Annotated in this window: 12 protein-coding genes; 4 read left to right on the forward strand and 8 right to left on the reverse strand. The window is 60.5% G+C overall.

All coding sequences use genetic code 11. The features are described 5' to 3' along the window. The first annotated feature begins 157 nt into the window (after positions 1-157). On the forward strand, positions 158-1,009 hold the full coding sequence (locus tag OR601_RS07515; RefSeq protein ID WP_136011959.1) for a class II fructose-bisphosphate aldolase: 852 nt from the start codon (positions 158-160) through the stop codon (positions 1,007-1,009). 160 nt (positions 1,010-1,169) lie between these two features. Here OR601_RS07515 and OR601_RS07520 read toward each other — a convergent pair whose 3' ends face one another. Together OR601_RS07520 and OR601_RS07525 are read right to left on the reverse strand one after the other, a co-directional pair. Further along, on the reverse strand, positions 1,170-2,051 hold the full coding sequence (locus OR601_RS07520; RefSeq protein WP_265591583.1) for a hypothetical protein: 882 nt from the start codon (positions 2,049-2,051) through the stop codon (positions 1,170-1,172). Further along, entirely contained in the window at positions 2,041-2,676 is a 636-nt protein-coding gene (locus tag OR601_RS07525; protein ID WP_265591584.1) for a helix-turn-helix domain-containing protein, read from the reverse strand. The genes OR601_RS07520 and OR601_RS07525 overlap by 11 nt, the downstream gene beginning before the upstream one ends. A gap of 532 nt (positions 2,677-3,208) precedes the next feature. Between OR601_RS07525 and OR601_RS07530 the strand changes: the two genes are divergently transcribed. After that, positions 3,209-4,675: an ATP-dependent DNA helicase gene (locus OR601_RS07530; protein ID WP_265591585.1), complete on the forward strand. Its 1,467-nt coding sequence runs from the start codon at positions 3,209-3,211 to the stop codon at positions 4,673-4,675. Here the strand turns inward: OR601_RS07530 and OR601_RS07535 are convergent. After that, positions 4,629-5,402, reverse strand: a complete 774-nt coding sequence (locus tag OR601_RS07535; protein WP_265591586.1) for a class I SAM-dependent methyltransferase — start codon at positions 5,400-5,402, stop codon at positions 4,629-4,631. The genes OR601_RS07530 and OR601_RS07535 overlap by 47 nt on opposite strands. 170 nt (positions 5,403-5,572) lie before the next feature. Here OR601_RS07535 and OR601_RS07540 point away from each other — a divergent pair, with 170 nt between their 5' ends. Beyond that, positions 5,573-7,432, forward strand: a complete 1,860-nt coding sequence (locus OR601_RS07540; RefSeq protein WP_265591587.1) for an elongator complex protein 3 — start codon at positions 5,573-5,575, stop codon at positions 7,430-7,432. Between the two features lie 93 nt (positions 7,433-7,525). Here the strand turns inward: OR601_RS07540 and OR601_RS07545 are convergent, their stop codons facing one another. The 3 genes from OR601_RS07545 to OR601_RS07555 all read right to left on the reverse strand — a co-directional run bounded on the left by OR601_RS07545 (position 7,526) and on the right by OR601_RS07555 (position 10,555). Continuing rightward, positions 7,526-7,882, reverse strand: coding sequence for a hypothetical protein (locus OR601_RS07545; protein WP_265591588.1), 357 nt, complete (start codon positions 7,880-7,882; stop codon positions 7,526-7,528). 214 nt (positions 7,883-8,096) lie between these two features. Then, the gene (gene nagA / locus OR601_RS07550) at positions 8,097-9,248 is read right to left on the reverse strand and encodes an N-acetylglucosamine-6-phosphate deacetylase (RefSeq protein WP_265591589.1); all 1,152 of its coding nucleotides are present in this window, start codon (positions 9,246-9,248) and stop codon (positions 8,097-8,099) included. A 149-nt stretch (positions 9,249-9,397) separates the two neighbouring features. Beyond that, a complete protein-coding gene (locus OR601_RS07555) occupies positions 9,398-10,555 on the reverse strand; it encodes a hypothetical protein (RefSeq protein ID WP_265591590.1) in 1,158 nt (385 codons plus the stop codon). A 176-nt stretch (positions 10,556-10,731) separates the two neighbouring features. Here OR601_RS07555 and OR601_RS07560 point away from each other — a divergent pair, with 176 nt between their 5' ends. After that, positions 10,732-12,003, forward strand: coding sequence for a helix-turn-helix domain-containing protein (locus OR601_RS07560; RefSeq protein WP_265591591.1), 1,272 nt, complete (start codon positions 10,732-10,734; stop codon positions 12,001-12,003). 151 nt (positions 12,004-12,154) lie between these two features. Here OR601_RS07560 and OR601_RS07565 read toward each other — a convergent pair whose 3' ends face one another. Both OR601_RS07565 and OR601_RS07570 read right to left on the reverse strand, forming a co-directional pair. After that, complete coding sequence (locus tag OR601_RS07565; protein ID WP_265591592.1) at positions 12,155-12,334, reverse strand: hypothetical protein; 180 nt, start codon at positions 12,332-12,334, stop codon at positions 12,155-12,157. A gap of 82 nt (positions 12,335-12,416) precedes the next feature. Beyond that, positions 12,417-14,570 (reverse strand): Wadjet anti-phage system protein JetD domain-containing protein, encoded by a 2,154-nt coding sequence (locus OR601_RS07570; RefSeq protein WP_265591593.1) that lies wholly within the window; start codon positions 14,568-14,570, stop codon positions 12,417-12,419. Between the last annotated feature and the right edge of the window lie 68 nt (positions 14,571-14,638).

Here is a 14,638-nt window from a genome sequence, read left to right on the forward strand (position 1 = left end):
TCTTCGCCACCAGTGCGGCCACGCAAATCGCGCTACATTGCCATCAGCAAGTAACGGCGCAGGTTTTTGGTGCGCAGGAGCACCCCGATCGCCTCCTCCCAGATTGGCGCCCCGTTCTCACCAAGGCCCAAAGCCGCAGACGCAGAAAGGAACTGCAATGCTTGTCACCACCAAAGAAATGCTGCTCGATGCTCAGAAGAACCATTACGCCGTTGGCGCCTTCAACGTGGAAGACCTGGAGTTTGTGATGGCCGTGCTGGCCGCCGCAGAAGAGCGTCGCTCTCCGGTGATCATGCAGACCACCCCCAGCACCGTGAAGTATGCCAACCTGGACTACTTCTACGGCATGGTGCACGCTGCGGCCAAGAATGCCAGCGTGCCAGTGGCGCTGCACCTCGATCACGGCGACGGCTTCGAGCGCTGCATGCAGGCCATGCACGCCGGCTACACCTCCGTCATGATCGACGGCAGCCACGAGTCCTTTGAGGACAACATCAAGATCACCGAGTCTGTGGCTCGCGTAGGCGCCGCCATGGGCATCCCCGTAGAAGCCGAGCTGGGCCGCGTGGGCGGCAAAGAGGACGACGGTCCCGACGCCGGCCACGGCAATCCCTTCACCGATCCCGCCGAGGCCGAGGAGTTCGTGCGCCGCACCGGCTGCACCTCCCTGGCAGTGGGCGTGGGCACCGCGCACGGCGTCTACCACGGCACTCCCCACATCGAGCAGGAAGTGCTCAAGGCCATCCGCGAACGCGTCGACGTGCCCCTGGTGCTCCATGGCACCTCCGGCGTACCCGACGACCAGGTCAAAGAGGCCATCGCCAACGGCGTGTGCAAGGTGAACTACGCTACCGAGCTTCGTCAGGAATACATGAAGGGCTTCATGGCCTACATGGCCGCCAACCCCGAGGTCTTCGACCCCAAGAAGCCCGCCAAGGCCGGCATGGCCAACATCACCTCCATCGTGGCCAGCCACATGGACAACCTGGGCTCCACCGGTCGCGCCTAATTGTCACAGGGAGCCTCCCAGTCCCGCATCATCTGTTTAAGGAACACCCAGCTGCACATCCTCCCAGCAGCTGGGTGTTTTCTTGTGGCGATGGAGGGGTTTCTCGGCAAGGAACGCAGGAGCTCGGCTCAGCCCTCCCCTTCGACTGGATCCTCGCCCCCTACCCTTTGGCTTCCAGCTTGCGCACCGTCAGCGTCACCGTATCGATGGATTGCGAGCCGATAAGATCGTAGACCTCGCCGTTGGCAGCCGTCGTGGGCTCCATGGTGAACTGCGTATTGGGGGCCACGTCCTGAGACACCACCACATAGCTGGCGAGGGCCTCTTTGTCTGCAGGGTCGATGTAGGCGCCGTCGTCGCTCACTGTGGCCAGGTGGATGAAGCCGGGGCCATAGGCGTCGGTAAGGTTGCCCGCAGCGGAGTTGTAGCCGCATTCGGCCAGGTTGCGCCCTGTGTAGTCGCGAATATAGTTCGTATATCTATCGGGAGCCCCATCGATGGCAGTCATGTCCACCGGAGTTGGGTCGGGACTTCCCGTGGCCTTTACCGCCAACACTACCTGCTCGTGGCTTTGCCAGCGAGCGATGGTCTGAAGCTCGTTTCCTTCTTTGTCCTGCCTAAACTCGATGTCTACCTGGGTATTGGGCGCCAGGTTTTGGTCGAAGACCACATAGCCTTTGAGCTGCTCCTCGTCTTCTGGATCCACAAAGACGCCCGAGGGGTCCACGTAGACCAGCCGCAGATAGATCGCTCCCAGTTTTTCCATGCGAAAGGTGTTGGCCGCCGCATAGCCCAGAGCCGCAGCGTTTTGCCCTTTGTAGTTCTTGATGTAGGCCACATGAGGATCAGAAGATACTTTAGGGGCTTCTTCCTGGGGCTTTGCCTCCGGAGCCCCACTTGTCTGCGACCCCTGGGCATCGCCACTTGTCAAAGTCTTCGCCCCGCATCCGCATAGGCCTGCGCTTATCGCCAGCACTCCTCCCAGAAAAGCGCGCCTGGTGAAGGCATGGACACCCTGGGCTTTTGCCATCTTACTTTTCATGTTCTCCTCCATTGCTTTGAGTTCTTAGGCTGGCTGCCTCTGCAGCGCTTCTCAGCATCTCTGCAGATCCAGGCCCCAGCCACACATCCATAGCCAATGCCACCCCCGGGCTATCGATGAGCCCTGGGGTATAGAGCAGCGCCTCTATAGAGGAAGCCGGGTTCTTCTCCGGCGGCGTAGAGAGGCTTGGATCCAGCGCACTGCGAATTCCCAGGTGCCGAGAGACCAGCTTTTCCAGCGAAGTCCCCGCGTCACCCTTTGCTGCAGCCAGCAGCGCCTCGGCCTGAAGCAGCTGCCCAGCCACTTCCTCTGCCTGCTCCTTGAGCCTCGACACCTGCACACCCAGCAAGTCTTCGATGCTTTTGCCGGCTTCCTTTTGCTCTTCGATCTCCGCTTTGACCTCTGGCAGGCTCAATCCCTGACGCCGATACTGCTTCACCACATAGAGCTGTGCGAGATCTTCTAGGTCGTAGCTACGACGACCCCAAGTTGTGTCTTGGGGACTCAAGATCGCCACTCCACCTTGGCCGCCATAGCAGGCTCGCTGGATGTCTCGGCGGCTAAGGCCGATAAGCGCCTCCACCTCCGAGATACTCCATCCGCCCACACGCCTGCTCTGCCCCATAGATTCGCCTCCTGCATCCAAGCCAAGCTGTTCAATGTATGAACAGCAAGCCTCCAGAAGGCGATCCTTGTGGCCCCACAGATTTTTCTCATCCACTTTCGCTCCTCTCGTTCATGAGGGAGCGCCCTGCCCCCTCATTAGGAGCTGTGTAAAATCTGCGGGCTAAAAGCCCAGGTACATCTCGTGTTAGCAAGAATTACGAAGCCTCATCTCCCCACCTCGGCAAAAAAGCAGCCCACCCGGAGGAAGGTGGGCTGCTCGGGGCTGGAGGCGATGAACTGAGGTGAACTGAGCTCATACAATTATTGGGGCGCAACTACTGGGGTTAGAGTTTTGTCCCAAGACTCGAGTCTCCGGCTGGCGAGCTAAACCATTGGCCGCCGTCCATGTATGTCCGTTCGTTGATTAGAGCATACGAACAGTTGTTCTTATAGCAAGGCTGAGTCACAATGGAGACCTAAAACCGAGCGCTCTAGGTGCTCCTGCGATAGGGTTAGTAGACATTCCCATGCCCGTGAGAGGAGGGCGCCAAGTGGCAGAGAAGGCTTCAGAAAAACGAGCCTGCGCAGATGCAGAGCAACAGGCTGCCATCGACGCCATCCTCTCAGGGGAAAACGTCTTTCTTACCGGCGGGGCCGGCTGCGGCAAATCCTTCGTGATTGAAGAAGCCTTGCGCCTCCTGCGCAAAAAGCGACGCAATGTTGTGGTGTGCGCTCCTACAGGCATCGCGGCGCTCAATGTTGGCGGCACTACAGTGCACAGGGCCTTTAAGCTGGGCCTTGGAGTACAGGGGCGCGGCACGCGCCTTAGGGTGAGAGAGCCCATCTCTCAAGCAGATGTAATCATTATTGATGAGATATCCATGCTGCGATGCGATCTTTTCGATGCGGTGTCCACCATCATGCGCAAAGTGCGCCCCAGGCCTCAATTGGTGGTGGTAGGCGATTTCTCCCAGCTGCCTCCGGTGGTTGCCGGCGATGACGAAGCTCATCTCAAAGATGAGTATGGCATGCTCTACCACGGTCCCTTTGCGTTCCAAGGGCGCCGCTGGCAAGAATGGGACTTTCATCCCTTTATCCTCAGGGATCATCACAGGCAAGCAGACCCTTCATTCTTGGATGCCCTTACCGCCATTCGCAAGGGAGACCCTTCCGCCTGCCAATGGATAAGCCAGCATGCCTGCGATGAGTATATTGAAGGAGCTCCTTACATCGCCTCTACCAATCGCGTGGTAGACAGGATCAATTCCCGGCGACTGAGCGAACTCTCCGGGAAAGCCCATACCTTCAAAGCGCGCACCACCGGCTCCTTTGGCTCGGTTCATCCAGTGGACGAGACCATCACTCTCAAGCGTGGGGCACGAGTGGTGTGTTGCAAGAACGACCCTGACGATGCCTTTGTAAACGGCTCCATAGGCACTGTGATTGGATTCCCTGCAGACGGTCAGGTGCGCGTGGAGCTTGATGGCGGAGACACCGTTACCGTCGAAGCGATGAAATGGAGCGCTCTGGACTACGAAGAGGATGAGGAAGGCGGCCTTCGAGAAGTTGAGAAGGGCACCTATACACAAATACCCTTGAGGCTGGCCTGGGCCATGACTATTCATAAGACCCAGGGGCTCACTCTGGATTCTATGAATCTCGACCCCCATTGTTTTGAGAAAGGCCAGCTCTACGTAGCCCTTTCAAGGGTGAGATCTGTGAGCGATCTCTATCTCACCTGTCCTATAGATCCCACTTGGCTCATGGTAGACCCCGAGGTGCGCGCTTTCACGCGCCAGGTGTGGAACATCTCACAAAGCTGGGACCCTGAGGCCCACGCTTATAAGACCCAATGGAGAGAACCCGAGAAAAAGCTTGGCACTGCCACCAGCACTCAAAGGAGTGTTCGCAACAAAGAGAGCCGTGAGCGCTCAAAAGTCTCTCAACCTAAAGCGTTTGGGGCTGGACGCACTAGGCCTGCGTGCAAAGCCAAGGCTCGAACACCACATAGCGATTAAGGGTCCCAGAAGACCCATCTGCAAAGAAGCGCGCTCTTTCCTGCACTGGACCCATAAGGCTATCGAGCTCTTCCTCATCTACGTGGTGACAAAAACGGACTACCTCGGTACTCCCTTGCCATCCCAGCAGCCAATCTTTTGGCCCAAAGCTGTCCACCAACTCTGGCCATCTTTTGCGAGCTTCTAGAGTTACCTGCTGCGCCTTTGTGGAGAGACGTCCGTCATCCATAAAGCGCCAGCAGGCAACGGCCGCCACCCCGCCCGGAGCCAAAAGGGAGCTTAGACGCTCTATCAATGCATGCCTCTGAGAGGCAAGAGGAAGGTGGTGTATAAGGCCAAAGCATACCGCCACATCAAAGTTTCCCTGCCACTCCACTGGAAGCGGCCCGAGAGAAGCGAGGTCGAACGAAGCCGTGCGCACCCCCTCTAGTCCCATCCCCTCTGCCATCAGCGGCAGACATCTGTCCACCCCTAACGCTTCAAAGGCCGCTTCTTGAGGCAACTTCCCTTTGAGCCATGTCTCAAAGCGCAAGTTCCCGCAACCTAAATCAATGAGACGAAGCGGGACTCCTTGGGCTGCACGGGTCTTGGCAAGAGGGGCAATATAAGGCAGCAGCAACTCCCAACCTTGCCAGCCTTGCTGGCGTGTAGCCGAGAAACTTGCAGCCTCATGCTCGTAAAACTGCGCAGTGAGTGAAGATGCCAATGCCGCCTGGGCACTATCCACGAGTTGCCCCTTTCTTTGATGAACGATGAGGGATGTATCTGGTGCTTTGGGGGGTCTGCAGCTTAACCGCAAGCTACCAGAACCCACGCAGTTATACTAGCGTGGCCTAGAGGCTGGAGCCTAAGAAGATTTCTTATATAAAACACACTGTGATGTAAAGGGGAGGAGCCATGACACTCACCTATAAAGAGCGTTTGGAGCAAGCTCTCCTAGAGCTTGCCAGACAACTTTCTTGCCAAGAGGGCCAGCTTACCGAGAAGGAGCTTCTTAGGCTTATTAGACAGCAAAACACGGGAATTGTGGCGCCGGATGCTCCTGTGAAAAAGAGAGCGCTTCTCCCCTACTACCTGCACCAAGACGAGCTTCACCCCGGCATTTGGCAAAAGAAGGGCATCAGTGAAGCCTTGGAAGCGCGCATCAAGGAGCAACTTCGCGCCAAGCCTCGCAGAACCGCTTCTGGAGTAGCCACGGTCACCGTCATCGCAAAGCCTTGGCCCTGTTCTGGCAACTGTCGCTATTGCCCCAACGACTTGCGCATGCCAAAGAGCTATCTGGCTGACGAGCCCGCTTGCCAGCGAGCCGAACAATCATTCTTTGATCCTTTCTTGCAAGTCTCCGGAAGGCTGCGCGTACTTAGAGACATGGGCCATCACACCGACAAGGTGGAGCTTATCGTACTGGGTGGCACCTGGACAGACTACCCCGCCCCCTATCGCGCCTGGTTTGTGCGCGAGCTTTTTCGCGCCCTCAACTGCGCAGGTTCACCGGAAGAAAGGACGTTGGCGGCCGAGCGCCGGAAGCGCTACCTGGACGCGGGCTTCTCGGCAGATCCAGTAGGCTGTCAAAAGCGTGCAGCAGATCTGCAGCCGCAGGTAGATGCCGGTCTCCTCAGTTATAACGAAGGTTGGAAGCGCCTGTGGGCAGAAGATGAGGGTTGGCATGAGCTTGCGCGTGCGCAAACCGCCACCCTTGAAGAGGTCGAGGCCCAGCAGCAAATAAACGAGCAAGCACGTTGCCGCTGCGTGGGCCTCTCCTTCGAAACGCAGCCCACTGCCATTAGCGCGACCTCTCTCGAAGAGATGCGGCGGCTCGGCTGCACAAAAGTGCAGATTGGCGTGCAGTCGGTGGACTTCCAGCGCCGGAGCGCCAGCAATAGGCCCATATCCGATGCCTCACTTGAGCAGGCCTTTGGACTCTTGCGCCTCTTTGGCTTCAAGATCCACGCGCACATTATGGCGAACCTCCCAGGAGCCACTCCAGAACAAGACAAGCGCGACTACCTGACTCTTGTCACTGATCGCGCCTTCGAGCCAGACGAAGTCAAGCTCTACCCCTGCGCACTTATCCGAGGCACCGCCCTAGAGCGCGATCATGCAAAGGGCTTGTGGCAGCCCTATAGCCGAGAAGAGCTTTTGGATACTCTGGCCCAAGATGTGCTTGTCACGCCACCTTTTGTGCGCATCTCCCGCATGATCAGGGATTTTTCTGCCCAAGACATCGTGGCAGGCAGCCGCGAGGCCAATCTGCGACAGACAGTGGAAGATACCGTGAACGCCTATGCAAAGGCCAAAGGAATGTCTGTCCAAGAGATTCGCATGAGGGAGATCGCAGGAGAGCAACCATCGGCAGACGAGCTTTCCATGAGCACCTACGAATACGAGACGCTGGTTTCCTGCGAGCGCTTCATCTCATGGACCACCCTAGAAGGCTCTATCGCAGGCTTTCTGCGCCTCTCACTGCCCCACCCCCAGGAGGCTGAGGCTGTACTAGGCTCCCCCGACGCCATGATCCGCGAAGTACATGTATACGGCCGCGTTTCTGAGCTGGGGCTTAAACAACCAGGCGCCCAGCATCGAGGTCTAGGGCGCACTCTGGTGGAAGAAGCTTGTCGTCAAGCTGCCGAGAAGGGCTATCCCGCCATCAAGGTGATCTCTGCGGTAGGCACGCGTGAGTACTACCGAGGTCTTGGTTTTAAAGATGCGGGGCTCTATCAAAGAAGGGAACTTCAAACGGGTAATTTACCTGCTTGAAGTTCCCAGATGTCCCAAATAAAAAACGCCTCTGCCCGGCGTTGTGCAGCGGGCAGAGGTATTGCCAAATAAAAAAGGAGAGAAGTTCCTGGTTTACTTGAGGTCTTCCTTGGCGGCGTCGACGCCAGCCTTGAGATCGTCTGCGGCGATATCTGCCTTGGCGCTGTCAACCTCGGCCTTGGCACCTGCCTTTTCTGCAGAAACGCCCACTTTGTCGCCAGCCTCGCGGGCGGCAGCGCTCGCTTTATCGGCGAAATCATGGGCCTTGTGAGCCAGATCCTCAGCGCCTTCAGCGATATGACTGCCCAAATCCACTGCGCCATCAGCCGCCTTGTGAGCGCCTTCTGCGGCCTTGGAACCCAAATCCTTGACGACGTCAGCGGCGTCTCCGCCAATCTCGGACGCCTTGCTTGCGATCTTGTTGCCGATCTCGTTGAAATCAATACCCATAGTAGTGTCCTTCCACTGCTGAGGAGCGGAACGCCTGCGCGACACCGCTTTTTACTTGACAGGTCTATACCCCTCAATAAATGAGAGACGCCCCGGAACGCCCAAGGGGAGAAAACGGAGGTCTTCTCCGCAAGGCCTTCACGGGGCGCCTTTCAGAAAACTCAGAAGTGACACTGGGAGAGTGGAAGGGCTCGCAGACGCTTTTCCGCCTGCCTTAGAGCGCGCTCCAGGCCACCTCGCCACCCACATAGGTGGCTTCCAGCTCCATAGAGCTGGTGAAGCAGGCGAGGTCAGCGTCGCGGCCGGGCTTGATGGCGCCGCACACATCATCGATGCCTACGCTCTTGGCAGGAACGATCGAGGCCATGGCCACAGCCTCTGCAGGAGTGACCAGACCCCAGTCCACCACGTTCTTCACGCACTGGCACAGGCCCACGATGGAGCCAGCCAGGTTACCGCCCTCCTTAAGGCGGGCCTGACCATCCTTTACCACAATGGGTAGACCTTCCATCTCGTAATCGCCCTCGGGCATGCCGCCAGCAGCCAAACAGTCGGTAATGAGGCAAACCTGGTCTTTGCCACGAGCGCGCATCACCACATTGACAGACACCGGGTTCACGTGGTTGCCGTCGCAAATAAGCTCGTCATAGACATTGGGGCAGGTAAGGGCTGCGCCCACCATGCCCGGCTCGCGGTGGTGCAACGGGCTCATGGCGTTATAGGTGTGCACGAAGACCGTGGCTCCGGCATCCACTGCGCAGCGAGCCTCCTCGTAAGTGGCGTTGGAGTGACCCAGGGCCACGATGGCACCCATCGCGGTGGCCTGAGCGATGAAGTCGGAGGCGCCGTCGTTCTCTGGCGCCAGGGCGATCTTGAAGGTAAGGCCGTCGGCGCACTCCATCCAGTGCTCCAACACATGGATGTCGGGGTTTCCCATATAGGCGGGGTTCTGAGCGCCTTTGTACTTCTCGGAGAACCAGGGGCCTTCCAGATAGATTCCCTGCACGCGGGCGGTCTTGGGCTTGTTCACGTGCGCGGCGGCGATAGTGCAGGCCTCGGCGATGCGCTCAGTGGGAGCGGTAAGGGTGGTGGGGAAGAAGCTGGTGCAGCCGTTGCGCACTAGGCCTGCGGCGATGGCGTCGAGTCCCTCAGGGGAGAGGTCCATGACATCATGGCCGTCAAAGCCATGAATATGGGTGTCTACCAGGCCAGGAGCCACCCAATCGCGCTCGTCGATGCGGTCTGCGTTGGCAGGCATCTGAGTGCTAAAGGCGCCAAAGACGCCGTCATGAACGGTGAGATATCCAGGGCCGGTTGGGCCAGAGGGGAGGAAGAAGGAGTTGGCATGGATAGCAAAGGTCGACATAGGTCCTCCTTGAGCAGCAAAGCTCGGTAATTGACTGGAGTGCAGGGCCCAAAAGCCCCACAGGGGTTCTTAAGGGCGCGCGAAGGCGGGAGCGCCAAGGGCCGTTGCGCCCGGGGTTTCCTTATCCGCAGTCTAGAACTATGGCGACCCTACTTTACCGATGCGGCCAGCAGAAGCACCTGAACGGCCATGAGGTATGGCAACCCTAAGTAGCTGCAAGGCAGCGCCGCAAAACCATCAAAGGTGAAGCTGCGGCCGATGAAATGCGGGGCCTGCTCTGGCTGGAGAGCCACCAGCGTGCAGCCGTTGTCTGCGGCAGTCTCATCCATCTCTTGAAGAGCTGCCGCCTGGCTTGCGCGGTCGTCGTCGGTGCCGCCCACCAAAGCGACGCCCAGCGCATCGTGGAGCGCCTTGTTATCCAGCGCAGCCGACTGCACGTCGCCCAGACGCACCTCGATAGAGTGCTCGTTAAGGCCACAGAAGTTCTTCGCCTCGTCGCGAGCCTCGCGCGCAACCCCCGCGAAAGCAGAACCGTCGCTCAATACGCACAGCGCGTCAAAGGGAGAGAGTGCCAGGCTTGCCAGCGCCGCCTCGTCCATGATGACCTTGTCGCCCATGGCGGCCGCCTGGTTGGCATGGGAGAGCTTCTCGGCCACAGGAGCGGTGTCCAGGCACAGGATGGCAAAGAGCGCCAGACACGTGAAGCCCGCCAGCTGCACAGGCTCGCTGTCCACGGGAGCAGTGGAAACGTCGTCTGCGGCAGAGGCGACCAGGGGCAGGGCCACTACCAGGCCGTCATCCTCGGGTGCGAGAGCGGCGGCCAGAGGGTCGTCAGAGCTGCAGGCAACCCCCAACACAAAGAGGTTCTTGGTCTGGGAGCGCACCTGGGCGACGGCCGACAAAAGACCCTCATCGTCGCCGCGGGAAAGGGCGACGAGCAGGACGGTCTCCTGGTCGCGGACGTAGTCGGCAGGAGCAGAGGCAAGGTCTGCGCAGGAGACGCAGGTGAAGTCGCAGCCTTCGATGGGGTGGGCCACCGCTGCGCTGCAAGCAGTCTGGGCTGCGTTGAGCGCGAGGCCGGAGCCCGTAAGCACCACCAGCAGCTGGCCGTCGACACCGTCTTGAGCCTCGTCGCCGCCCATCACGCCAGCCGCCGCGCGAGCACGCCCGATGAGATCGTTGATGTCTTCTGTCGCATCGCGGTAGAGCGCAGCCACCTCGCGCCAGAGTGCCGGCTGGCGGCGAATTTGGGAGGCAGGAGCCTGGGCGTGGTTGTGAATGAGCTGGATAAGGTCGTGTTCGAGCATGGGTCCTCCCCCACATGGATTGCTAAGAACGTCCTTGAGGCAGATACCCGCCCCGGGCCCCTCCCTTGCGCGCAAACTGGCCAGAAAAGCTGTGGTTGGCATTGTGTGGGCTAGAAATGTGCGGTCACCGTGGCATAGTGGAGGTGCGCCTTTGACGGTGCGAAGAAAGGAGCTTCATGAACACTTCCGACTTCGAAGTGCAGGACCTGCGTGCCTACGACGCCGATCCCCTGCTGGGACAGCGCCTGGCCGCCCTGCGCTCCCAACTACATATGGACGTCAATGCGCTGGCAGCAGCCTCAGACGTCCCAGCCGACATGATCGTTGCCTACGAGTCCGGCGCCGCCCTGCCTGACCCTGCGGCTGCCGACGATCTGGCAGAGGCCTTAGACGTGTCGGTTGAGCAGCTTATGGCTGGCTGGCGCACCCCCGAGGAGGCCGAGGAGCCCATGGTAGGCCCCATCGCCGGCCGCATCCGGGTGCTGCGCGCCTCCCGCGCCCTCTCGCGCGAGGATTTGGCCCAGCTCTGCAACGTGACCTTGGACCAGGTGGATGACTGGGAGAGCGGCCGCTGGATCCCCTCCCGCGAGCAGGTGGCCCGCATCTGCCGCGTCTTTGGCATCACCCGCGACCGCCTCATGATGAACAACGCCCTCCAGCTCTCCCAGCAGCTGCAGCAAACCCTGCCGCGCCGGGAGCGCAAGCCGGCTCGCCCCGAGCGCCCAGACCTGGAAGAGGCCGCCGAGGACGAGGCGGCTCCCGCAGAGGCAGAAGAGGCAGAGGTCGTCGAGGCAGAGCCTGAGGCAGAGGCACGTCCTTCTCGGCCTGGCCGTCGTCCTCGCAAAGATGCCGCCGCCGAGAAAAACCAGCCTTCCCACGGCGAGGCTGCCGCTGAGCCTGAGGCGCCCTCTGAGCCTCCTGCTGCCGAGAAGCCCGAGCCTTCAAAACCTGCCAAGCGCACCCGCCGCTCGCGCACCAAGCGCGCCGAGACTCAAGAACCTGCAGCTCAAACGCTGCCCTGGGATGAGTCAGCGCAGGCTGCCTCAGAGCCCAACGAGGGCCAAACGGCCATGAACCTTGACGAGAGTGCGGCTCAGGCCGAGGAGACCAAGCCTCGCAAGACGCACACCCGACGTCCTAGCAGCGCCAAGGCCGCCAAGCCCAAGGCTGCCAACAAAGCCGAGGATGCTGCTGCCCCTGCCGCACAAGAAGCGCCGGCTTCTGGTGGAGCCCCAGAGGCCGATGCAACCACCAACGCCGCAGCCCTGGGCGAGCGCATCAAGACCCTGCGCAAGCAGCGCAAGATGACCCAAAAGGATCTGGCGGCAGCCGCCGGCACCTCCACCGGCTCGATCTCTAAATGGGAAGCCGGCGCCCAGCCGCGCGCCTACATACTGCCGCGCCTGGCAAAGGCGCTGGGAGTTTCGGTAGCGGAGCTTAGGGGCTAGGCCCGCAGGCGCTGCATCAAAGGTGCCCTTTTGCACGTTCATAGACAACGCCCGCGAGCTGGAATAGGTCCAACTCGCGGGCGTTGCGGTGTCATAGCGGGCTCAGCGGTGCGCACAGGGGGCTCCCTGCGCTTTGAGCCCTCATTAGGCATTAGGCCTGATAGCGGCCCTTTACCAGATACCAAATGATGTAGGCCACAAAGAGCACCACGCCGATGGGCAGGAGGGTGTTCACAAAGAACCTGAGACCGGTGACGAAGAGGCCCAAAAGGACCATGAGGATGACAAAGACGACGAAGCCTGTGATGACAGACTGCAGGGTGTTGTTCATGAAACTCCTTTGGCGTTAAGAAAAGCGTGCATGCAAGTGATTTTACGCCCAGATGCTTTGAGGGGCGTCTGGGCCCTGAGCCTTACGCATGCTCCTTGATGGCCTCGCGCACCCGCGCCTGTTGGCGTTTGCCCAAACCGCGCAGGGTGCGGCCATGGCTAATGGACTCCTGGTCCATAAAGGCTTGGGCACGCTCATGGTCCCAGCCGGGAAGCGCCGCCAAAAGCTGGATCACCGGAATGGAGCGCGCCAAGTCGTCCACAGCGTCCATGAGATCGAGGGCAGAGACTTTACCGGCAGAGACGTTGGCCAAGAGGCCTTGGCGCTGCTGCTCCGTCTCGCGACGATGCTGGCGGGACGCCTTGGCTTTGGATGCTTTGGACTGGGAAGGCTCAGCGCTCGCGGCTTCTGGCTGCTCGGCAGGGACAACCTCTGGCTGCTCAGAGGCCCCCTGGGGAGAGTCAGGGGTTACTGCCGCATCAGCAGCCTCAGCGCCCTTGGAAGCCGCGGCTTTCACGCGCGGCTTGCGAGTGCGGCGGCGGGTGCGTTTCTCGGGCTCTGGAGCAGCCGCGTCTTCGCTGGTTGCTACCGCCTCAGGGGCTGCGGCGGCGTCCTGAGCTGAAGGCGCGGGCTTCTCGGCAGCTTGAGACGTGGCGGGAGCAGGCGCGGCTTTGGCAGGCGCAACGCTGGCACTCGCAGGCTTTTGAGTAGCTGCAACTTTTTTAGATTGGGTGTGAGCTGAGGTTTCCTCTTGTGCAGAGGCGGCCGCGGGGGCTTCGGCGCGAGAAGGGGCGTTTTGGCGCGCCTGACGCTTGTAGGTACCCTCGTTGGAGCGGCGGGCACGGCTGCGCGAGGCAGCGCGCGCGGGCGCGGGCGCAGGCTTGGGTTCCTCGGCGGCGCCGCGGCCCTCCGGAAGGGCCATGGCGGCGTCCACGTCGTAGTCGGAGAAGAGGTCCAGCGCCACGATCTCCTGCTCCAACTTGACGTTTCGCTCCAGCATGTAGGAGACCAGGCCGCGGTAGCGCTCGTACTCCAAAAGGCGCGCCAACAGATCGCGGTCTTTGGAAGTGAGCGGGTGAATGGCCTTGCGGTAGGAGGGGTTGGCCAGCTCGGCGATGCCCATGTGAAACATGCCCACCTCGCAGCCCAGAGTCTCCTCGATCACCCTATGGGCCTTGATGCCCGCATAGTCGATGTCGCCAAAGTGCGCGAACTCCACCTGAGGGTTTTGCTCGTGGATCATGCGCAGCAAGGCGCGATGGCGCGGAGACACCGACCCCTCCGTGTAGATATAGACGTCGTCGCCGTTGCAGCGGCGGTAGGCGTCCAGGTTCTCCACGGTGATGATGCGGCTGGCACGCACGTAGGAGCGGTCGATGTTGGGCAGGTCCACATCGAACATGGAAATGCCGTTGGGCAGGATGGAGGCGTCGATGGCGCCCCTATCGGTGATCAGAACGATGGGGCCTTTGATGCAGATGGTCTTAAGATCTGCAATGACTCCCGCGTCGGTGAGCGCCCCTTGGTTCGACGAGGCAGAGTTCTTGCGGCGCAGCGTAGAGGCCAGGCGCTTGAGGCCGGTCTTGTCGATCTTCTTGGTGTCGCCGGTCACCAAAAGCGACAGCTCGCGAGGGGTGAGAGGGGCGTCCACCTCCTCCAAATACTCGCAGGCTTCCCGGGTGATGCGTGGGTCCACAGGACCAGAGCCGCGGCGTCCCCGACCCCTGCGAGGCCGCGACGACCCACTGGATGCGCTTTCATCCGCACTCTCGCCGGACGGCGCTTCCTCGGCGCCCTCAGAGGGGCCAGGTTTTTGAGCTCCTACCTCCTCCAACGCCCCATAGGCCTCAGACACCTCGGCCTCCGAGGCCTCGTCCTCCTCGGCAGAGGCAGCCTGCTGACGCTCCCTATAGGCTGCCTCCCGCGCTTCCTGCTCGAGCCTGCGCTCGAACTTGGCCAGCTCGGCGGCTGCGGCCTCGGGGTCTTCCAGCACAATGGAGTCCACGTAGGTGGCGCCGTCGCGGCGAGATTTCTTCATACGCACGATGCGCAGGCTCTCCAACGACTGCACTGCCGAGAAAAAATGCGCTGCCTGCTTGCGCTCTGCCTGGGTGTCCCGCTCGCCATAGTGGGGCAGGATGTCTTGAGGCGCCAGCTCAACAGCCTCATTATCGTGCGCCGCTTCGTCACACAGGCGCAGCAATAGTTCATATTTAAATGTATCGGTTTGTTTCACGGAGCGACCTCCAAGCCGCCGGTCGAACTACATGGGTGTGCCCCAAGGCACAGTCTCTTAGTGTATAC

Origin of the sequence: Leptogranulimonas caecicola, from assembly GCF_023168405.1 — a bacterium.
In the GTDB taxonomy this organism is placed as follows: Bacteria; Actinomycetota; Coriobacteriia; order Coriobacteriales; family Atopobiaceae; genus Leptogranulimonas; species Leptogranulimonas caecicola.

Coding starts and splice junctions, on each gene's coding strand:
- OR601_RS07555 (WP_265591590.1), bottom strand. CDS start 10,555: ATGCTCGAACACGACCTTATCCAGCTCATTCACAACCACGCCCAGGCT.
- OR601_RS07565 (WP_265591592.1), bottom strand. CDS start 12,334: ATGAACAACACCCTGCAGTCTGTCATCACAGGCTTCGTCGTCTTTGTC.
- OR601_RS07545 (WP_265591588.1), bottom strand. CDS start 7,882: ATGGGTATTGATTTCAACGAGATCGGCAACAAGATCGCAAGCAAGGCG.
- OR601_RS07540 (WP_265591587.1), top strand. CDS start 5,573: ATGACACTCACCTATAAAGAGCGTTTGGAGCAAGCTCTCCTAGAGCTT.
- OR601_RS07515 (WP_136011959.1), top strand. CDS start 158: ATGCTTGTCACCACCAAAGAAATGCTGCTCGATGCTCAGAAGAACCAT.
- OR601_RS07520 (WP_265591583.1), bottom strand. CDS start 2,051: ATGAAAAGTAAGATGGCAAAAGCCCAGGGTGTCCATGCCTTCACCAGG.
- OR601_RS07560 (WP_265591591.1), top strand. CDS start 10,732: ATGAACACTTCCGACTTCGAAGTGCAGGACCTGCGTGCCTACGACGCC.
- nagA (WP_265591589.1), bottom strand. CDS start 9,248: ATGTCGACCTTTGCTATCCATGCCAACTCCTTCTTCCTCCCCTCTGGC.
- OR601_RS07525 (WP_265591584.1), bottom strand. CDS start 2,676: ATGGGGCAGAGCAGGCGTGTGGGCGGATGGAGTATCTCGGAGGTGGAG.